Source organism: Pseudomonas sp. LB1P83, from assembly GCF_054897885.1.
The window spans coordinates 6,392,154-6,412,572 of sequence record NZ_CM142709.1; the positions used below are offsets into that span (position 1 = coordinate 6,392,154).

Consider the following 20,419-nt stretch of genomic DNA (forward strand, 5'->3'; position numbering starts at 1 on the left):
GATGGCGTCGGCCCAATCAACACCCACCCCAAGGATGTTTGCTAGCATTGCGTCTGAAACAATCCAGCCAAGACACGAGTGCTCAGCATGCAACTCCCGGACATGAACCTCTTGGTCGCCCTCGACGCCTTGCTCGACGAGGGCAGCGTGGTGGGCGCTGCGCGGCGGATGAACCTCAGCCCGGCGGCCATGAGCCGAACGCTCACGCGTATCCGCGAGGCCATCGGCGACCCGATTCTGGTGCGCGCCGGTCGTGGTTTAGTCCCGACGCCCAAGGCGCTGGAGCTTCGCGAGAAAGTGCGCGACGTCGTGGAGCAGGCTGCGTTGCTGTTTCGCTCGGCCGATGCGGTGGAGTTGGGTTCGTTGCGTCGTCGGTTCAGCATCCGTGCCAATGACTTCTTCGTCGGTGTCTATGGCGGCAAGCTGTTTGACACCCTCGACCGCCAGGCGCCGCATTGTGAGCTGCGTTTCGTCCCCGAAGGCGACGGCGACGATGAAGCGCTGCGCGAAGGGCGCATCGACCTGAACATCAGCAACACCCGGCCGCTGACCCCGGAAGTGAAGGTTCAGAATCTGTTTTCCACTCATTTCGTTGGCCTGGTTCGCGAGGACCATCCGCTGTTCGACGAAGAGATCACGGCCGAGCGCTTTGCCGGTTTCTCCCACATCAGCATGTCCCGTCGCGGCATTGCTCGAGGGCCGATCGATACGGCACTGAATACCTTGGGGCTGGAGCGACGGGTGGCAGTGATTGCGCCAAGTTTCCACGCGGCGATGTTTGCGCTGCCGGATTCCGACCTGATTTTGCCGGTGCCCAAGGAAGCGTTACTGAGCGTACGGCGCCTGGGTTTGAAGCTGCGCTCGTTTACCCTGCCGATTCCCTTGCCCACCCTGATGCTGACCCAGGCCTGGCATCCGCGTTTCGACAAGGACCCGGCGCATCGCTGGCTGCGCGAAACGCTCAAGGCCTGTTGCGACGAGACCTGGCTGGCCGCGCAACCCTCTTGAAGTTCACCCCCAAACCCTGTGAGCCTGCTCGCGATAGGGCCATCAGATTCAACTTAGATGTTGATTGATCCACCGCTATCGCGAGCAGGCTCGCTCCTACAGGGGGTGTATTGCTGCGTCGAACGCATTTATAACCTGCCAATAAGTCAATTTTCGTAAGGTCCCACGCTTCTTAAACTGCTCCGGTATTCAAACTCCGGAGCTTGCAGCAAATGACTTCCCTCACGGTCACGGCACCTCTCGCCGCGGCCAGTCCAGCCGCCGTTACGCCGCCCGTCTTCGGTCCGCGGATCATCATTGGTCTGGTGGGCGTGTTGCTGGCGGTGCTGGTGTCGGGCCTCAACGAGATGGTAACCAAGGTCGCCCTGGCTGACATTCGCGGCGCATTGGCCATCGGCTACGACGAAGGCACCTGGCTGGTCGCCTGCTACACGGCGACCTCGGTAGCGGCCATGGCCTTCGCGCCGTGGTGCTCGGTGACGTTCTCGCTGCGGCGCTTCACCCTCTGCGCCATCAGCGCCTTCACCCTGTTGGGCGTGTTGTGCCCGTTCGCCCCGAATTACGAAAGCCTGCTGCTGATGCGTACCTTGCAAGGCCTGGCCGGTGGCGCACTTCCGCCGATGCTGATGACAGTCGCGCTGCGCTTTTTACCGGCCAACGTGAAGCTTTATGGTCTGGCGGGCTATGCGCTGACGGCCACCTTCGGCCCAGGGCTGGGTACACCGTTGGCCGGTTTGTGGACCGAGTACGTCGGCTGGCAATGGACCTTCTGGCAAATCATCGCACCGTGCCTGATTGCCATGGCGGCCGTGGCTTACGGTCTGCCGCAGGATCCGCTGCGTCTGGAGCGCTTCAAGCAGTTCAACTGGCGCGGTTTGCTGCTGGGTTTTCCGGCGATCTGCATGCTGGTGATCGGCATTCTGCAGGGCAATCGGCTGGACTGGTTCGAGTCGGACCTGATCTGCGGATTGCTCGGCGGTGGGCTGTTGATGCTGGTGCTGTTCCTGATCAACGAGTGGTCGCAGCCGATCCCGTTTTTCAAGATGCAGATGCTCGGTATCCGCAACCTGTCCTTCGCCTTGCTGACCCTGGCGGGGGTATTGGTGGTGTTGCTGGCGGTGATCATTATTCCGTCCAGCTACCTGGCGCAGGTCCAGGGTTATCGACCGGTTCAGACTGCGCCGATCATGTTGTTGGCGGCCTTGCCACAGTTGATCGCGCTGCCGCTGGTGGCGGCGTTGTGCAACCTGCGTTGGGTCGATTGCCGCTGGGTGCTGGGGATCGGTCTGAGCATGTTGGCGCTGTCGTGCCTCGGTGGTTCGCAGCTGACGTCGGTGTGGATTCGAGACGATTTCTACTCGCTGCAATGGCTGCAAATTTTCGGTCAGCCCATGGCGGTGCTCCCGCTGCTGATGCTCTCCACGGGCAGCATCACCCCGATGGAAGGCCCGTACGCTTCGGCCTGGTTCAACACCGTGAAAGGCCTGTCAGCGGTGATCGCTACCGGAGTGATCGAGGCGTTGAGCACGTCGAGGCTGCATTTCCATTCGACCATGCTGGTGGACAACCTCGGCAACTCCCCTCTGGCCGACAGCGACAGCGCTGGCCTTGCCCATCGTCTGCATGAGCAGGCCGTGGTGCTGACCTCATCGGATCTTTATCTGTGCATGACCGGCGTCGCGCTGGCGCTGATTCTGCTGATTTTCTGCCTGCCGACGCGGATTTATCCACCGCGCGCACCGACCTGAACGCACCACTGAAATAGAAGGTTTTTATGACGACTCAAACAAAGCAAAAAGTGGCTGTCGGCGTCGCCGCAGTGGTGGCTGTCGGCGTGCTGATTTACCTGCTGGCGCCAGGGCTTTTCGGCAAGCGCACGCAGCAGAACACCAACGATGCCTTTGTTTCGGCGGACTTCACCCTGGTGGTGCCTCGGGTGGCCGGGTTCATCAAGGAAGTGCTGGTGGAAGACAACCAGCAGGTCAAGGCCGGACAGTTACTGGCATTGATCGATGACCGGGACCTGCGTGCCGCCGCCCAAGCCGCCGACGCCGAGACGTTGGTAGCCAGGGCGCAACTGCAAAACGCTCGGGCGACCCTTGAACGCCAAGCTTCGGTGATCGCCCAGGCCCAGGCCACGGTGGTGTCGGCCAAGGCAGAATTGGCCTTCGCCGAACATGAATTGAACCGCTACAACCACCTCGCCGGGGTCGGTGCCGGCACGGTGCAGAATGCTCAGCAGGCGCGCACGCGCATCGATCAGGCCGCCGCGCGGTTGGCCAACGTCACGGCGGTGCTGGCGGCGGAGCGTAAGCAGGTGGAGATCCTCACGGCTCAGCGCGATGCGGCTGACGGCGGACTAAAGCGGGCACAAGCGGCGCTGGAAATGGCCAGTTACGAGCTGTCTTACACGCGCATCGTTGCCCCTCAGGACGGCATGGTGGGCGAGCGGGCGGTGCGGGTTGGTGCTTACGTGACACCGGGCAGCAAGATTCTGGCGGTGGTGCCGCTGGCGCAGGCTTATGTGGTGGCCAATTTCCAGGAAACCCAATTGACCGACGTGAAGCCGGGGCAGGACGTGCAAGTGCGTGTCGACAGTCTCGGTGGTGAGGTTTTAACGGGGCGCGTCGAGAGTATCGCGCCGGCTACGGGAGTGACGTTTGCGTCGATCAAACCGGACAATGCCACCGGCAACTTCACCAAGGTGGTGCAGCGGATTCCGGTAAAGATTGTCCTGGAACCGGGTCAGGCATTGGCTGAGCGGTTGCGGGTGGGGATGTCGGTGGAGGCGAGGATTGATACTGCAAGCGCCGCCTTGCGTGAGGTGGTTCAGCAATGAAGACCTTTGTTGACTGGACTGACGCCTTCGCGAGCAAGCCCGCTCCCACAGGTGATCTCTGTTTGGGCGGAGATTGTGTGAATTGCACAAATCCAATGTGGGAGCGAGCCTGCTCGCGAAGAGGCCGGCGGCCTAAACTCACCTTGTGCGCCTTACTCGTCATGAGCCTTTCAGCCTGCACCGTCGGCCCGGACTTCCAGAAACCGCAACCACAACAAATCACCGAGTGGTCAAAACCGTCCAAAGCTGCCGCCAGTGAAGCCGTACCCACCGACATGAACGAGCGCTGGTGGGACGTCTTCAACGACCCGAAACTCTCGGCCCTGACCCAGCGCGCCCTGACCGACAACCTCGACCTGAAACTCGCCAGCAGCCGCTTGCAGCAAAGTCGAGCCGCACGCCAGGTGATCACCGCCGACCGCTATCCAAACACCGCCGCCAACGGCAGTTACGGGCGCAAACGCAACAGCGGCGAAGGCCTGAACGATCCATCGGGCAACAACGGCGACTCGGCGTTCAACCTCTGGGACGCAGGCTTCTCCGCGTCCTGGGAACTGGATTTCTGGGGCCGTGTGCGCCGCGAAACCGAAGCCGCCGACGCGACCCTGGAAGTCGCAGAAAACGATCGCCGTGGCGTGCTGCTGTCGGTGCTCGCCGAAACGGCTCAGGACTACATCCAACTGCGCGGCGTACAAAGCACACGGGCTGTCACCGAACAAAACCTCGATGTCGCCCGGCACAGTCTGAAACTCTCGCAACTGCGTCTGGCCGACGGCGTTGCCACTGACCTGGACGTCGCCGAAGCGGCCGCCCAAGTCGCCGCCATCGAATCGCGCCTGCCCGCGCTACAACAGCGCCAGTCACAACTGATCAACGCCCTGAGCCTGTTAATGGGCGAACCACCCCAAGCGCTGTACGCCGATTTATCCACCGACGTACCCGTACCGCAAACTCCCCGTCAGGTTGCAATTGGTCTGCCGTCGCAACTGGCCGAACGCCGCCCGGATATCCGTCAGGCCGAAGCTCGCCTGCACGCTGCCACCGCGAGCATCGGCGTGGCCAAGGGTGACTTCTATCCGCGGATTACCCTGTCGGGCAACATCGGTTCACAAGCCATGCAGCTGAGCGATTTCGGCTCCTGGGGCTCGCGCTCGTTCGGCATCGGCCCGCAATTCAGCCTGCCGCTATTTGATGGCGGCCGCCTGCGCGGGGTCCTGAATTTACGCGAGGCCCAACAACAGGAAGCCGCCATCGCCTACCAACAAACCGTACTACGCGCATGGCACGAAATCGACGATCAACTGACCGCCTACAACGCCAGCCAACTGCGCCGCGACAGCCTCGCCGAAGCCGTCCGCCAAAACCAGATCGCCCTGCGCACCGCGCAGCAGCAATATGTGGAAGGGGTGGTGGACTTCGTAAATGTGCTGACTGTTCAAGGCGCGTTATTGGCGACTCAGGAGCAGTTTGTGGAGAGCTCGACCGGGGTTTCGCTGGCGATGGTGGGTTTGTATAAGGCGTTGGGTGGGGGATGGGAGTCGGTGTATCCGCTGAGGCGTTGTTGCGTGAGCGGGTAGAGCGTTGGGCGCAGGTGCCTTGAAGGCGCTAGTTGCCAAGTCATGCATTGACAGTACTGACGCCATCGCGAGCAGGCTCACTCCCACAGTTGATCTTCAGGGAACACAAATTATGTGTAGGACTGAGATCCAATGTGGGAGTGAGCCTGCTCGCGATAGCAGCGGTCAATTCACCACACATCTACCCGGCTAAACCTTGACCTGAGCCTGCTGAATCTCCCACAGTTCATCTTTAGTGAACGCAATATGTGCGTACGACTGAGATCCAATGTGGGAGTGAGCCTGCTCGCGATGACGGCGGTCAAGTCACCACAAATCTATCCGGCTAAACCTTGGTTTGAGCCTTCGCCATTTGCAACGCCTCCCAATGATCCAGCGCCCGCTCTACGAGCAACTGCACACCATCGGCCATGCGGCTGAGTGCCAGGGCTACCGAGCGCCGTGTCCCGTCCACATCGTCCGCGAGATCGGCCGCAATGGCGCTGATGGACAGCAAGTCTTCGGAGGCGTTGGCCAGCAGGGCTTCGGTGTCGATGTCGGGGGAGACCGAGAAGAGCGCGCCTTTGCGGCGCCTGGCTGGTTTTCCGTCAGCCGGGGGGAAGTAGTGGGCGAAGGCGCGGTCAGCGGCTTCTTTGAGTTTTTCGGCCTCGAGAGAATCTTCGGAATCGGCTCCAGAGTTCTCTGGAGGATTCGGAGTTACTTTGATCATATAAAACACCCTAAACAGTTAAGTTGGAGCCGTCACCGTTCGCTTGCACGCGAATGGGGTGGCGGCCGTGCGCAGGTGTGCAAGACCGGGACTGTTTAGGACACCCAGCAGATCCGAGGATCTCCTGCGCGCAGCCGCCATAAAGCAGTGAACCCTTAAATGCTCAATGAGAGATATGGCAATTGCGACCTAAACAGTTTCGTCGGACTTGCACGTCCGTGTCACCGTTTATTCAGTGACAAAGCCAGACTAGACCTGGGCCCGGGACGGAACAAGTTCACCAACACCACTACAACTTGAAGGAAATCTCCGACGGAGCTACCAGACGTTGGTGTTTTCGCGGAAGGTCAGGATTTGGACGACAAATCCGCCATCCCCTTGAGCAATTCGATCGGCAGCGGAAAGACGATCGTCGAGGTCTTGTCACCGGCAATCGAACTCAACGTCTGCATGTACCGCAGCTGCATCGCCCCCGGCTGACGCCCCAACATCTCGGCAGCCTGCATGAGTTTTTCCGAAGCCTGCAATTCACCTTCGGCGTGAATCACCTTGGCCCGGCGTTCCCGTTCGGCTTCGGCCTGTTTGGCGATGGCGCGGACCATCGACTCGTTGAGGTCCACGTGCTTGATCTCGACGTTCGCCACCTTGATGCCCCAGGCATCGGTCTGGGCGTCGAGCACTTGCTGGATGTCGATGTTCAGCCGTTCCCGTTCGGCCAGCAGTTCATCGAGTTCATGTTTACCGAGTACCGCCCGCAACGTGGTCTGGGCCAGTTGGCTGGTGGCCATGAGGAAGTCTTCGACCTGGATGATGGCTTTCTGTGGATCGAGCACGCGGAAATACAGCACGGCGTTGACCTTGACCGAGACGTTGTCGCGGGTGATCACGTCTTGCGGCGGTACGTCGAGCACTACGGTGCGCAGGTCGACGCGGACCATTTGCTGGACCACCGGAATCAGCAGGATCAGGCCCGGGCCCTTGACCTGCCAGAATCGCCCGAGCTGGAACACCACACCGCGCTCGTATTCGCGCAGGATGCGGAAGGTCGACCCCGCCAGTGCGATCAGCAGTAACAGCAGCGCGGCAAAACCCAGTTGCACGCCCATGTCTATTCTCCCTTCGACGCCGCATCAGCCGCGGCCACTTCCAGCAGTAATCCCTTGCGCGCGACCACCCGGACCTTTTGCCCGGGTTGCAGCGGCGTGGTGCTGAGGACTTGCCACTTTTCTCCTTGCAGGTGCACCCAACCGTTGTAGGCATTGCCGGCCAGCGACATCACCGGGGTCACGCTGCCCACCAGTCCGGCATCGCCGCTGACGTTTTCGCGCGGTCGGGTTTTCAGGGCGTGGACCAGCAAGAAGATCAACAGCAGCGCACTGATCAGTCCGAGTCCGACCATCAACGGCACAGGCACCTCGGTGTTGGTCATGATCACCGCGCCGATCACGAACATCACAATGCCGCCCAGCCCGATCACACCGTAATTGGGCAGCGCCGCCTCGGCGATCAGAAAGGCGATGCCGAACGTGATCAGCCAGATCCCCATGGGATTGGGCGCCAGCAGGACGACGGTGTCCGCCGCGAAGACCGATCCGCTCAAGGCCAACAGCAGCGCAATTGCCCAGCAACGAGTGTTCACGTGACCCTCCGGGAGAGTCATTGATGGTTCTTTATACAGTCTAGCTGAGCTGTGGATTGTACGAATTTTGACCAGTTGTTGGCGTTGGCCCGGCGGGCGGATTTCACCCGGGAATGCGCCAGCGGGCCTAGACTTTCAGTGAAGAGAAAAGCTTTAACCATCGTCCGCGAAAGTAGTTGCGGACACCGAGGTGCATCATGCGTATGGCAAGAACCCTGCAGAGCAGCCTGGATAAGGCGCACTGCGAATATGACATCATTTCCCACCCGCACTCGGCCAGCAGCCTTGAAACCGCACGGCTTGCGAACATTCCTGCCGAACGGGTGGCCAAGTCGGTGATCCTCGACGACCAACACGGGCATTTCCTGATGGCTGTGCTGCCCGCCAGCCGTCATCTGGACCTGAGCAAAGTACGCAGCAGTGGCGAATGGCAAGTCTCCCGGGAAAGCAACCTGCCGCACCTGTTCGATGATTGCGAACGCGGAGCTGTCCCAGCCCTGGGCGAATCCTATGGGATCGACGTGGTCATCGACCCATTGCTGACCCGGCAAAAAGACATCTACCTGGAAGCCGGCAACCACACCAATCTCCTGCACATGAACATGCCGGAGTTTCTGAAAATGGTGCCGCATGCCGAGGTGCGAGAGTTGAGCCAGTGAGTTTTGCGGTATCAGTTACATCGCCTTCGCGGGCAAGCCTCGTTCCTACAGGGTCACGCTGTCCATTGTAGGAGCGAGGCTTGCCCGCGATTGACTGCGCAGCAGTCACCCATCATTTGCCATAAAAAAGGAGCCCGACATGGAATCCCCAACCCACAGCCTCCCTTCCCTGTTCAAACAACTCGGCCTGCCGGACGACGCCGAAAGCATCGATAAATTCATCGCCACCCATTCACCGCTCAAGCCCGAATTACATTTGGCCGATGCGTTTTTCTGGAGCGAGGGCCAAGCGCAGTTATTGCGGGAGGAGATTCTGGATGATGCAGATTGGGCGGAGGTGGTGGATCAACTGGATGTGCTGATGAGGAAGGGGCGGGGGGTGTAAAAAAATCTTAGAGGAAATGGCGAAATGTAAAAAAAACTGGTGAGTGGTAAAAAAATCTGGGCTTTAATCGCCACAGTGAATTTTTTCTGTGGACGCTCGCTATGCCATTTGTTGGATACGCCTACCTGCATGATGCATTGAAGCTTAAGGCTTTCGCACCCCAACGCGCTGCGATGATCAAGCCAGTCACTCGTATTACATTGATCGGTGATTGCTTGGCTGTTCCCCAATCAGTGGCTCCTGCTCAGGGTTCGATGCTTGAGCATATTCTCTTTGCCCTCAAGCACGAAGGCGTCAACCTTTGCATTCTTGCCCAAGCGCTTGAAGCTGTTTCTGCTGAGCAACTGCTGAATGAGCTGGCCAAATCCCCGAATGGTGTGTTTATCCGCAAAGCCTGCTTATTGTGGGAGAGCTTCACCGGGCAACAGCTTGAGTATTCGATCCCGGTTCGGGGCAGTGTTGTCGCACTATTCGATCCCAAACGCTATGTAACTGGCCCAGCGTTGCGCAATAGCCGCTGGCGCGTCGACTTTAACGGCTTGGGTTCTATGCGCTACTGCGCCACCGTAGAGCGTACATCTGAACTCGAAGCCTTGCTCAGTCTCGACATTCTCGGCCGAGCTAAAGCTTTTATGGCGACATTGCCCCCAGAAATGATGGACCGAGCCATCAACTGGGCTTACCTGCACGAAACCCGCGATTCCTTCGCCATCGAGAAAGAAGAACCCAGCGAAGAAAAGTCTCGCCGCTTCGTTCAACTGCTACGTCAGGCCCATGAAGGGCGGGAGTTGAGTGAAGACTATCTGGTCGAATTGCAGAACAGCACCGTCTCCAATCCTTTCGACAAAGCTGTCCTGTTTCGCCATGAACAGAATCATCTGCATAACGGTTTGCGAGGCGCTGCTGGCGTCAGCTATGTCCCACCCGCACCGGATCTGTGCCGTGAGCTGATGGAAGAGTTGATGACCTTTGCCAATCAGTCTTCAAGGCAAGTCGACCCACTGGTAGCGGCTGCCGTAACCGCTTTCGGATTCGTCTTCCTTCATCCGTTCATGGACGGTAATGGTCGACTTTCACGTTTTCTGATTCATCAGACCCTTTGCCATTCCGGCGCCTTGGAAAATGGGTTGCTATTGCCCGTCTCCGTAGCCATGAAACACGAGGAGGCGAACTACCTGGAAGCGCTGAAGGACTTCTCAAAGACAGCTCGCGACTTCTGGAACGTCACCTGGCTGGACGCCGATCAAATGGCCTTCGAATTCATCGGCCACCCGTCCATTTATCGCTTCTGGGACGCCACCCGTTGCGTCGAATTCACGTTGCAGATGGCACGTCGCGCGTTAGAAATCGAACTGCGGGAGGAGACCGAGTTTCTGGACCGCTACGACCGTGTGGTCAAAGCGGTCAATCAGCGTTTCGATGTGCGGGGTAGCGATCTGTCGAAGCTGGTGATGATGTGCCTGGACAACGACGGCAAGGTTTCAAAACACCGACGCAAGCAGTTTCAATACAGCGTGTCGGAGGAGGTTTTAGATTTTATTGAGGGAGAAGCGCGAAGATTGTTGGGTGATGGCTAAGGAGCAAGCATCCCTCTGGCCACAGAATTGTTTCAAAACTTGACCAACTTTCCCCTCCAATGCCATATTGATAGTTAGCAAACTAACAGTGTGTGTTTCCCCTCGTGCCGAAAAACCTCGACGCTCTGCAGATGAACATCAGCAGCTCCATGGTGGTGGCCGCCAGGCATTGGCGGAAGATCTGCCAGACCACGCTGGTCAATTATGGAATCTCCGAAGCCTGCGCCGTCCCGTTGTTGATGATCGGGCGTCTGGGCGAGGGTGTGCGGCAGGTGACGGTGGCGCAGGCGGCGGGGATGGAGAGTCCGTCGCTGGTTCGTCTGCTCGATCAGCTGTGTCATGCCGGTTATGTCTGTCGCACCGAAGACGCCCATGACCGGCGCGCCAAATGCCTGAGCCTGACGGAAACCGGCCGGGAGTTGGTGCAGGCTGTCGAGATCGAGCTGGTGCGGTTGCGCAATGAAGTGCTCGAAGGCATCGATCGCAGCGATCTGGAAGCGACGTTGCGGGTGTTGAGAGCATTTGAAGCGGCCACCCCGCCGTCGGTGGCCAACCCTTGAGCGGATTTTTCACCGGCGTTCCTCCGGCGCGGGACTGGTTTTACGGGGTGCGCACGTTCGCGGCGTCGATGATTGCGCTGTACATCGCCATGCTCATGCAAATGCCGCGTCCGTATTGGGCGATGGCCACGGTGTACATCGTTTCCAGCCCGTTTGTCGGCCCCACCAGTTCCAAGGCGTTGTACCGCGCGGTCGGCACTTTTCTCGGTGCGGCGGCGGCGGTGTTTTTCGTGCCGATGTTTGTCCAGAGCCCGTATGTGCTGGTGGTGGTGATCGCGCTGTGGACCGGGACGTTGCTGTTTCTGTCCCTGCACCTGCGCACGGCCAACAGTTACGCGCTGATGCTCGCCGGTTACACCTTGCCGCTGATCGCCTTGCCGGTGGTGGATAACCCGCTGGCGGTGTGGGATATCGCTGAGGCGCGAACCGAAGAAATTTTCCTCGGCATCGCGGTGGCGGCCGTGGTCGGTGCCATGTTCTGGCCCCGGCGGCTGGCGCCGGTGTTCAACGATTCGGTGAACAAATGGTTCGCCGATGCCTCGACCTACAGCCTGCGCTTCCTCAGCCGCAACGTGCAGCCGGACGAAGTCAGTGCCTTGCGTTCGGCGATGGTGGCGACCTTCAACAGCTTGGAGCTGATGATTGGTCAATTGCCCCACGAGGGCGCGCGGCCGCAGACGGTGCGCAACACCAAGGAGCTGCGCGGGCGGATGATTCACCTGCTGCCGGTAATCGACGCCCTCGACGACGCGCTCTATGCCCTTGAACGAAGAACGCCCGAGCTTGTGGATAAGTTCGCGCCGTTGTTGGCTGCGACCACCGAATGGCTTGGCTACAAAGATGCCGACCTCGACCGCTGGCAGGCGCTGAAAGATCAACTTGAGGTGTTGCAACCGTCCGCCGAAGCGCTGGATGACCGCAAACAGCTGCTGTTTTCCAACGCGTTGTATCGCCTCGGCGAGTGGATCGATGTGTGGCAAGACTGCCGCAGCCTGCAATACGCCATTCAGTGCGAAAGCCAGCACAGCTGGCGCGCGGTGTACCGGCATTGGCGTCTGGGTCGCCTGTCGCCGTTTCTTGACCGTGGGCTGATGCTCTATTCGGCGGCGTCCACGGTGACCGCGATCATTGTCGCGTCGGTGCTGTGGATTCTGCTCGGCTGGACCGACGGTGGTGCCGCCGTGATTCTGGCGGCAGTGGCGTGCAGCTTCTTCGCCTCGATGGACGACCCGGCACCGCAGATATTCCGGTTCTTTTTCTGGACCGCGATGTCGGTGTTGTTTGCCAGTCTTTATCTGTTCCTGGTCCTGCCCAACCTGCATGACTTCCCGATGCTGGTACTGGCGTTTGCCGTGCCGTTCATTTGCATCGGCACCCTGACGGTCAAGCCGCAGTTTTATCTGGGCATGCTGCTGACCCTGGTCAACACCTCGTCTTTCATCAGTATTCAGGGCGCTTACGACGCGGATTTCCTCAGCTTTGCCAACTCCAACCTGGCCGGCCCCGTCGGCTTGCTGTTCGCTTTTGTCTGGACGCTGATCGCCCGGCCATTCGGTGCGGAACTGGCGGCCAAGCGCCTGACCCGTTTCAGCTGGCGCGACATTGTCAGCCTGACCGAGCCGGCCACGCTGGCCGAACACCGGCACTTGGGCGTGCAGATGCTCGATCGCCTGATGCAGCACCTGCCGCGTCTGGCCATGACCGGGCAAGACACCGGCATCGCACTGCGGGAAGTGCGCGTAGCGCTGAACTTGCTCGACCTGCTCGCTTACACGCCGCGAGTGTTCGGCGCACCGCAAGTGCTGCTGCATCAAGTGGTGGCCGAGGTCGGTGAGTATTTCAAAGCCTGCCTCAAGGCCAGCGAGCGATTGCCGGCACCGAGTCCGCTGCTGATGACCCTCGACCGCACCCGCCGCGCCCTGACCACCGAGTGTGATGAAGGCGCGCGTCTGCACCTGTTGCATGCCTTGAGCGGTCTGCGTCTGTCGTTGCTGCCGGGGGTGGAATTCGTCGCCTCGGGTGAACTCGTAGAACCGCTGCCCCATGGCATCGATGGAGCGCCTTTATGATCGGTGATCTGGATATCAGCGGGGTGTTCCTGCCCACGCTGCTGGTGCTGATGGGCATTACGTACGTGCTGTTCCTGCTGGTGCACGGGTTGCTGACGCGCCTGCACTTTTACCGTCTGGTCTGGCACCGGGCATTGTTTAACGTGGCTCTCTACGCCTTGCTGCTCGGCGCCGTGGACTCACTCAGTCGATACCTGATGACATGAAAAAGCCTTTTTTGACCCTCGGCCGCGTGGTCCTGACCCTGCTGATCGTGACCTTCGCCGTCGTCGTGGTCTGGCGCATGGTGATGTATTACATGTTCGCGCCCTGGACCCGGGACGGGCACATCCGTGCCGACATCGTGCAGATCGCCCCGGACGTGTCCGGGCTGATCCAGAAAGTGGAAGTACGCGACAACCAATTGGTCAAACGCGGCCAAGTGCTGTTCAGCATCGACCAAGACCGTTTCAAACTGGCCTTGCGTCAGGCCAAGGCAGCGGTCGCCGACCGTCAGGAAACCCTGGCCCAGGCGCAACGCGAAGCCAAGCGTAACCGTGGCCTCGGCAATCTGGTGCCGGGTGAGCAGCTGGAAGAAAGCCAGTCGCGGGTTGCCTGCGCCGAAGTGGCGTTGATGGAAGCTCAGGTGGCGGTGGACAGCGCCCAGCTCAACCTCGACCGCTCGACCATTCGCAGCCCGGTGGACGGTTACGTCAACGACCGCGCGCCGCGTGCGCAGGAATTCGTCACCGCCGGGCGCCCGGTGTTGTCAGTGGTGGACAGCAATTCGTTCCACATCGACGGTTATTTCGAAGAAACCAAACTCGACGGCATTCATGTCGGCCAGTCGGTCGACATCCGGGTGGTCGGCGACCTCGCTCGATTGCGCGGCCATGTGGAAAGCATCGTCGCCGGCATCGAGGACCGCGACCGCAGCAGCGGCAGCAACCTGCTGCCCAACGTCAATCCGGCGTTCAGCTGGGTGCGGCTGGCCCAGCGTATTCCGGTGCGGATTGCCTTCGATGACGTGCCGGCGGACTTCCGCATGATCGCCGGGCGAACTGCCACGGTGTCGATCATGGATGACCAACCGCAGGAGCCCGCGAAATGAGCAGGGCCTCGGGTTTGGCCGTCGCCGGATTAGGCTTGTTGCTGTCGGCGTGTCAGGTGGTCGGGCCGGATTATCATCTGCCGGACGAGGCCGCTATCCACCGTGAAGACTTGCAGGGCGACCTGGCTGTGAACGGTAAAAATGTCGTTTCGGCTCCGGTGCCCAGCGATTGGTGGCGCTTATATAAAGACCCGCGTCTGGATCAACTGGTGCAGCAAGCCATGGCGTCCAATACCGACTTGCGCGTAGCCGCTGCGAGCCTTTCCCGTGCCCGCGCTCAGGTCGACGAAGCGCAGGCGGCGGGCGGCTGGAGCGGTGGTGTGAAGATCGGCGCCCAGCGTTTGCAGGAGTCCGGCGAAGCCTTCTTGCTACCAGAGAAAGTGCCCGTGGCCAACGTCGGCGACATTGGCATTACTACCTCGTATCAGTTCGATTTGTTCGGCACCTTGCAGCGCGGTATCGAAGCGGCCAAGGCCAATGCCGATGCGACTCAGGCCGCCGCCGATACCGCACGCATCACCTTGGTGGCCGATGTGGTCCGGGCCTACACCCAGGTGTGCGCGGCCAACGAGGAGCGGGATATTGCCCAGCATTCCCTCGATCTGCAAGCCCAAGGCACCACCCTGATCCAGCGTCTGCGTGACGCCGGGCGCGGCGATGAAACTCAGGTCACTCGCTCGCAAACCCAATTCAAATCCTTGCGCGCCGACATGCCGCGTTATGAAGCGGCGCGTCAGGCCGGCTTGTTCCGCTTGTCGATGCTGTTGGCCAAACCGGTCGAGCAGTTGCCTGTCGGGACTGCCACCTGCGCCGAATTGCCGAAAATCACCCAATTGTTGCCGGTCGGCGACGGCGCAACCTTGCTCAAGCGCCGACCCGATGTGCGCCAGGCCGAGCGCCGACTGGCGGCCGCGACCGCTGGCATCGGCATCGCCACGGGCGAGTTGTACCCCGACATCAGCATCGGCGCGACGGTCGGTACCGTCGGGATCCTCGAAAATCTCGGCAAACCGGCGACCAATCGCTGGGGCTTCGGCCCGTTGCTGACCTGGACCGTGCCGTCCAACGGCTCCCGGGCACGAATCCGCGAAGCCGAAGCAGCGACCCAAGGCACGCTGGCGCATTTCGATGGCGTGGTGCTCAACGCCATTCGCGAGAGCCAAACCAGCTTGGCGCAGTACTCCGCGCTGCTGCAACGCCGCGATGCGTTGGCCGACGCCGAACAATCGGCGCAACTGGCCGCCGATCAGACCCACCGCTTCTTCCAGGCCGGCCGCGCATCGTTCCTGGCGGACCTGCAAGCCACCCGCACTTACACCGATGTGCGGGCGCAACTGGCCGCCGCCAACACCCAAGTTGCCATGAGCCAGATCGATTTGTTCCTCGCCTTGGGCGGCGGCTGGGAAAGCGGACGAACGCAAGGCACGAACCCCGGCAAACCCTGAGGCCGTTGCTATGCTTTGACTTGATGAGGTCGCATGTCGATTTCATCGTTCAAGGCTCGCGTTGGTCATGGGGATCTAATAATGAAAAACCCTTATGCTCCCGGCTTCTGGTGCGCTATTGCAGCGTTGGTTCTGCTGTCGGCCACCTATTTCTACGGCATCATGCTGGCCCACCAGATCGACAAGGCGCTGGTGTTCCTCGACAGCGCCAGCGCGCTGATTGCGGTGATGGCAATCGTTGTGGTGGCCTGGGCTTCAGTCCAGGGCCAGCGGATCAAAAAAAGACAACTCGAACAAGGCAAGACCCTGGTGCTGATCTGGGACACCAAGGTGGCGTTGCGTCGGGTCGAAACGGTGTTTGACCGGTATTTCTGGGGCAGCTACTGGCAGCCGGGGCGTACGTTTCAGGAAGTCATGGGCGAACTCACCGGCACGCCGCTGGAAAAAAGCCTTGAGACCCTGAAAAAACAGTGCCTTGAACTGGACAAGCAAGTCTCTGAAGACGACAGGCACTGGCTCAACAATGCCCGCGAACTCTCCGATGTTGCCAACTCCATGGCCCGCGAACGCTATCAGCTGGACTTCTGTGATCCGCGCGCGGAAGTGACGGGCGGGGCGGTGATCAATCGCGATTTTGAAGTGCTGGTGTATACGTGGACGGCACGGCTGAAAAGCTTTGATCATCAGCTGGATGAGATGGAGGTCCAATACTCCTGAATTGATGTTGTCTGTACTGACGCCATCGCGAGCAGGCTCGCTCCTACAGGGGGATTTGTGATCGACACATAATCCATGTGGGAGTGAGCCTGCTCGCGATGGCGATTTTATGCCCGCCGAAACTCTCAACCCTCATGCGCGGTCCATAGACACTCTTTAACCTTTAATCATTGGGCCGCCCCGTGCGCCTGATGCTAATCTGCATCGCACTTTCAGCGCAGTCGCGACCGCAACCCGTCATGGGTTCAGGGAAGACGACCACATTTTCAACAACGGACATTGATCGGGTAATTCATGAATAAATCAGCAGGCGTGCTTCTTGGAATCGTCGTTGCCATCGGTGCAATCAGCGCCGGTGGTGCCTGGTACACCGGCACCAAAATCGAAGGCGTGCTGAACACCTCGATCGCCGACGCCAACAAAGAGCTGAACGCCGCGCTGGTCGGTTCCAACGGCAAGGCGTCGCTGGAACTGGTGTCGCTGGAGCGTCATGTGTTCAGCAGCACCGCGCACTACCGCCTCAAGGGCGAAGGTGAAATGTTTGGCGAAGCGCCGGTCGAGTTGCTGTTCGTCGACCACATCGAACACGGTCCGCTGCCGTTCTCCCGTCTGGTGTCGCTGAAATGGCTGCCGGTCATGGCCACCAGTCATTACGAACTGGAAAGAACCCCAGCCACCGAAAAATGGTTCGCCGCTGCCAAGGACAAGTCGCCGCTCAAGGGCCTGGTCAATATCGGTTACGACGAATCCACCAACGGCACGCTTGAATTGCTACCGCTGGACGTCGCGCTGGATGCCAAGTCCAACCTGAAATTTTCCGGTCTGAACCTCGACGTTGCCGCCAGCGCCCAGGCCCAAAAGGTCAAGGCCAACGGCTACATGGACAGCATGACGTTGACCACGGTGGCTGAAGACCAGACGCCGGTGAAGGTCGAGCTGAACGGCCTGACCGTGGCCAGCAACCTGACCAAAAGCAGCTACGGCTATTACATCGGCGACAACACCCTGGAGCTGACCAATAGCAAAACTACCTTCGGTGCCAAGCAGTCGGTGTTGGGCCTCAAGAAGTTTGAAATGAAGAACCTGACCGAAGAATCGGGCACCAGTGGTTCGGGACGTGCCGATTACAAGGTTGGTGAAGTGTCGTTGAATGGCAAGACTGTCGGCTCTGCGCAGATGGCCATGAGCCTGAAGAACCTCGATATGCCGGCGACCATGGCGCTGATGCAGATCTACCAGACCAAGCTGCAGCCGTACGAAAAGGCTGCCGCTGAGGCTGCTGCCGCCGGTGAACCGGCTCCAGAACTGGTCTTGACCCCGGCCGAAGAGGCGCAGGTCAAAACCAATCTGGAAAAACTGCTCGCCGCTGGCCCGCAGGTGGCTTTGGAGAATCTGTCGTTCAAATCCAACAATGGTGAAAGCCGCGCCAACCTGGTGCTCGACCTGACCAAGCCGCAGTCCATGGCCCTGCCGCCAGACCAGCTGACCCAACAGCTGATCGCGCTGCTGGATTTCAACCTGAAAGTGTCCAAGCCAATGCTCGTTGACCTGCTCACCGTGCAATCGGAAATCGACGGTCAGACCGACGTCAAGCTTGTTGCCGATCAGGCGACGGCCACCGCGGACATGTTCAGCAGCATGGCGGTCGGCACGCAATTGGCCAAACTGGAAGGCAACGACATCGTCACCCAATTGCACTACGCCAACAATCAGGTGGAATTCAATGGCCAGAAAATGACCGTTGAGCAATTTGTCGGCTTCGTGATGAGCAAGCTCGGCGGCGTTGCACCGATTCAGTAAAATCGCTGGCTTCAACGAAACGCCCGGCTTCTGCGACACGCAGACGCCGGGCGTATTGCTGTCCGGCGTTTAAAACCTATTCCACGTCCCGAATCAGCCGCCACGCCTCATCCACCGGCAACGGTTGTTTCATCCGCTCAGCGAGCATCGCCATCGCCCGCTCTTTGTCGCAGGCAACAGCCGCCGCGACCACGCCGTTTCTGCTGAACAGCCCAATAAACGGAGGATGGTCGGGGTTGCCCTTGAACTCCACTTCGTCCCAGGTTTCGGCATGGCCGAGGTAGTCGTAGTTTTTTCCGAAGTGCCACGTCCAGAAATACGGTACGTCGAGGTAGTGTTCGTCGCCACCGAGCATGTTCGCCGCCGCGATCCGCGCCTGTTGCTGGGCCAGGCGCCAGTGCTCGATCCGTTGCGGTTGGCCGTTGAGCGGGAAGGTCGCGATATCTCCCGCCGCCCAGAGCCCTTCGGCCACGCGCATGCCGCCGTCGGCCCGTAATGAACTATCTTTTTCTTTGGGCAAATCGGCAAACGGTTCCGTTGCCGGGCTGACACCGATGCCGACCAGCACCAGGTCTGCTGGCAAACGTTGACCGTTTTCCAGTTTCACCGCTTCGACCTTGTTAGTGCCTTCGATCTGCGCGGCTTCGCTATCGGTATGGAACACCACGCCGTTGGCCTCGTGCAGCGCACGAATCGAATTGCCGACCGCGTCGCCGAACTGTTTGGCGAACGGCACCGCGTGGCGGGCCAGAACGGTGACCTGCAGACCGTATTCGCGCAGGGCCGATGCGGACTCCAGGGCAATGAAGCTGTCGCCGATGATCACCGCCCTTTGGCCTGGTTTCGCAGCGCTCAGAATCCGCGTCGCTTGGTCCTTGGAGCGCAGCAGGAAGACTTGCGGCAAGTCGGCGCCGGGCAGCGTGAGGGGGTTGGGTGTGCCGCCGGTAGCCAGCAACGCCGCGTCATACGTCAGCGACTCACCGTCTGCCAATCGCAGTGTTCTGTTGGCTGAATCCAGACTCGCCACTTCACCGTTGATTCGCTCGATCCGCTGCTCGCGGTAAAAGCTTTCGTCTCGGAGCGGCGGGACTTCTTCTGGCGGCATCTCCCCGGCAATCACGAATTTGCTCAGTACCGTCCGGTCGTAGCCGGCATCCGCTTCACGGTCGATCAACACGACGCGGCCGCCAAAGCCTTTCTCGCGCAATGCCGCGGCCCCGGCCGTACCGGCAGCACCGGCACCGATGATCACAAACATGCGCTCATCATCGGCCGGTGGGGTGTGGGGATCCGATAGCGGCTGATCGTCGACCCAGACCTCGTCATCGCGCATTTCCAGGGGATAGCGCTTGAGACTGTCCAGCGCTGGCGGTTCGCACAATCCGCCGTCCTCGATCCGATACGCAGCCTTGTGCCACGGGCAGATCAGGCGCCCATGACACACCGCACCCTCGGCCAGCGGCGCCCCGGCGTGGGGGCATTCGCCTTGATAGGCGCGCAATTGATCGCCGACCCGAAGCAAAACAATTTTGGTGTCCGCGATCCGTACTTCCAGGCCTCGGTTTTCGGGCACATCGGCGAAACGGGCGACGCGGTGCAGGGCCATGATCACTCTCCAGGCAGGCGATTCACTTAAGAGTTTGGCGCGTAACCCGAGGTTCAGCCAATTCCCACTGCCACCGCACGAACGGTACCGCTATAGTTCGCAAGCCGAAAAAGTCCCCATCCGCACAAGGTGCTCCGGAATGACCCGATTGACCTCTCTGAACCCTTGGCTGGCGGCCGTTGCAGTCGCCTTTTGCGTGCAATTTCCTGCGCAGGCCCAGGAGCGTTTCACCCTGAATATCCCGGGTGTCACGGATGACCGGCTGTTCACCTCGGCCGCCGCCAGCGATGCCCCAGGTTGCGGCGGACACAACGCGTCGCCGGCGCTGAACTGGAGCACTGGCCCGGCAGGCACCTTGAGCTATGCCATCGTCATGCACGATCCCGACGGCCAGAAAGGTCAGGGTGTCGATCACTGGGTGCATTACGGCATCAAAGCCACCACGCACCAGATTGCGCCCGGTGTCGGCGCAAAATCCGCCCTTGAAGGTCTCGGCGGCACCAACAGCAAAGGCACCACCGGTTACGTCGGTCCTTGCCCGCCGGTTGGCGACAGTGCGCATCACTACCTTATTCAGCTCTACGCACTGGACCTCGCTCCGGACGCCTTGCCCGCCGGCCTGACACGCGCGCAGTTGCTGGAGAAAATCAAAGGCCATGTGCTGAAAAACAGCAGCGTGGTGCGGCGTTATCACCGCTGAAATTTATTTTCGGCCGATTTAACCCGAACCTGAATGGGG

The 20,419-nt window shown here is 60.2% G+C and carries 19 protein-coding genes; 15 read left to right on the top strand and 4 right to left on the bottom strand.

The window, feature by feature from the left end; all coding sequences use genetic code 11:
• Positions 1-87 precede the first annotated feature (87 nt).
• The 4 genes from ACYZTY_RS29375 (at position 88) to ACYZTY_RS29390 (ending at position 5,424) form a co-directional block, all read left to right on the top strand.
• Positions 88-1,008 (top strand): LysR family transcriptional regulator, encoded by a 921-nt coding sequence (locus tag ACYZTY_RS29375; RefSeq protein ID WP_461956534.1) that lies wholly within the window; start codon positions 88-90, stop codon positions 1,006-1,008.
• A 212-nt stretch (positions 1,009-1,220) separates the two neighbouring features.
• Positions 1,221-2,756 (top strand): MFS transporter, encoded by a 1,536-nt coding sequence (locus tag ACYZTY_RS29380; protein ID WP_461956535.1) that lies wholly within the window; start codon positions 1,221-1,223, stop codon positions 2,754-2,756.
• A 26-nt stretch (positions 2,757-2,782) separates the two neighbouring features.
• Positions 2,783-3,847: an HlyD family secretion protein gene (locus tag ACYZTY_RS29385; RefSeq protein WP_461956536.1), complete on the top strand. Its 1,065-nt coding sequence runs from the start codon at positions 2,783-2,785 to the stop codon at positions 3,845-3,847.
• Positions 3,844-5,424, top strand: coding sequence for an efflux transporter outer membrane subunit (locus ACYZTY_RS29390; protein WP_461956537.1), 1,581 nt, complete (start codon positions 3,844-3,846; stop codon positions 5,422-5,424). Before ACYZTY_RS29385 ends, ACYZTY_RS29390 begins: the two co-directional genes overlap by 4 nt.
• Before the next feature lie 325 nt (positions 5,425-5,749).
• Here the strand turns inward: ACYZTY_RS29390 and ACYZTY_RS29395 are convergent, their stop codons facing one another.
• From ACYZTY_RS29395 to ACYZTY_RS29405, 3 genes are all read right to left on the bottom strand, one after another.
• Positions 5,750-6,133: a DUF6124 family protein gene (locus ACYZTY_RS29395; RefSeq protein ID WP_461956538.1), complete on the bottom strand. Its 384-nt coding sequence runs from the start codon at positions 6,131-6,133 to the stop codon at positions 5,750-5,752.
• A 347-nt stretch (positions 6,134-6,480) separates the two neighbouring features.
• A complete protein-coding gene (locus ACYZTY_RS29400) occupies positions 6,481-7,239 on the bottom strand; it encodes a slipin family protein (RefSeq protein ID WP_461956539.1) in 759 nt (252 codons plus the stop codon).
• Between the two features lie 2 nt (positions 7,240-7,241).
• A complete protein-coding gene (locus ACYZTY_RS29405) occupies positions 7,242-7,772 on the bottom strand; it encodes an NfeD family protein (protein WP_461956540.1) in 531 nt (176 codons plus the stop codon).
• Positions 7,773-7,969: 197 nt separating this feature from the next.
• Between ACYZTY_RS29405 and ACYZTY_RS29410 the strand changes: the two genes are divergently transcribed.
• The 10 genes from ACYZTY_RS29410 to ACYZTY_RS29455 all read left to right on the top strand — a co-directional run bounded on the left by ACYZTY_RS29410 (position 7,970) and on the right by ACYZTY_RS29455 (position 18,074).
• Entirely contained in the window at positions 7,970-8,431 is a 462-nt protein-coding gene (locus ACYZTY_RS29410) for an aminoacyl-tRNA deacylase (protein ID WP_461956541.1), read from the top strand.
• 139 nt (positions 8,432-8,570) lie between these two features.
• Positions 8,571-8,816, top strand: a complete 246-nt coding sequence (locus ACYZTY_RS29415) for a DUF2789 domain-containing protein (RefSeq protein WP_131060483.1) — start codon at positions 8,571-8,573, stop codon at positions 8,814-8,816.
• A gap of 101 nt (positions 8,817-8,917) precedes the next feature.
• Entirely contained in the window at positions 8,918-10,393 is a 1,476-nt protein-coding gene (locus ACYZTY_RS29420; RefSeq protein WP_461956542.1) for a Fic family protein, read from the top strand.
• A gap of 131 nt (positions 10,394-10,524) precedes the next feature.
• Entirely contained in the window at positions 10,525-10,953 is a 429-nt protein-coding gene (locus ACYZTY_RS29425; protein WP_461959412.1) for a MarR family winged helix-turn-helix transcriptional regulator, read from the top strand.
• On the top strand, positions 10,950-13,022 hold the full coding sequence (locus ACYZTY_RS29430; RefSeq protein ID WP_461956543.1) for an FUSC family protein: 2,073 nt from the start codon (positions 10,950-10,952) through the stop codon (positions 13,020-13,022). The genes ACYZTY_RS29425 and ACYZTY_RS29430 overlap by 4 nt, the downstream gene beginning before the upstream one ends.
• Positions 13,019-13,228: a DUF1656 domain-containing protein gene (locus tag ACYZTY_RS29435; protein WP_008148151.1), complete on the top strand. Its 210-nt coding sequence runs from the start codon at positions 13,019-13,021 to the stop codon at positions 13,226-13,228. Before ACYZTY_RS29430 ends, ACYZTY_RS29435 begins: the two co-directional genes overlap by 4 nt.
• Positions 13,225-14,112 (top strand): efflux RND transporter periplasmic adaptor subunit, encoded by an 888-nt coding sequence (locus tag ACYZTY_RS29440; RefSeq protein ID WP_461956544.1) that lies wholly within the window; start codon positions 13,225-13,227, stop codon positions 14,110-14,112. The genes ACYZTY_RS29435 and ACYZTY_RS29440 overlap by 4 nt, the downstream gene beginning before the upstream one ends.
• Positions 14,109-15,557 (top strand): efflux transporter outer membrane subunit, encoded by a 1,449-nt coding sequence (locus ACYZTY_RS29445; RefSeq protein WP_461956545.1) that lies wholly within the window; start codon positions 14,109-14,111, stop codon positions 15,555-15,557. Before ACYZTY_RS29440 ends, ACYZTY_RS29445 begins: the two co-directional genes overlap by 4 nt.
• An 81-nt stretch (positions 15,558-15,638) precedes the next feature.
• Positions 15,639-16,274, top strand: a complete 636-nt coding sequence (locus ACYZTY_RS29450) for an NADH:ubiquinone oxidoreductase subunit N (RefSeq protein WP_461956546.1) — start codon at positions 15,639-15,641, stop codon at positions 16,272-16,274.
• 294 nt (positions 16,275-16,568) lie between these two features.
• Positions 16,569-18,074, top strand: a complete 1,506-nt coding sequence (locus ACYZTY_RS29455; protein WP_461956547.1) for a YdgA family protein — start codon at positions 16,569-16,571, stop codon at positions 18,072-18,074.
• Positions 18,075-18,150: 76 nt separating this feature from the next.
• Here ACYZTY_RS29455 and ACYZTY_RS29460 read toward each other — a convergent pair whose 3' ends face one another.
• Positions 18,151-19,680 (bottom strand): FAD-dependent oxidoreductase, encoded by a 1,530-nt coding sequence (locus ACYZTY_RS29460; RefSeq protein WP_461956548.1) that lies wholly within the window; start codon positions 19,678-19,680, stop codon positions 18,151-18,153.
• A 139-nt stretch (positions 19,681-19,819) separates the two neighbouring features.
• On the opposite strand from ACYZTY_RS29460, the gene ACYZTY_RS29465 reads away from it, so the two are divergent.
• Positions 19,820-20,380 (top strand): YbhB/YbcL family Raf kinase inhibitor-like protein, encoded by a 561-nt coding sequence (locus ACYZTY_RS29465; protein ID WP_461956549.1) that lies wholly within the window; start codon positions 19,820-19,822, stop codon positions 20,378-20,380.
• The last annotated feature ends 39 nt before the right edge of the window (positions 20,381-20,419 follow it).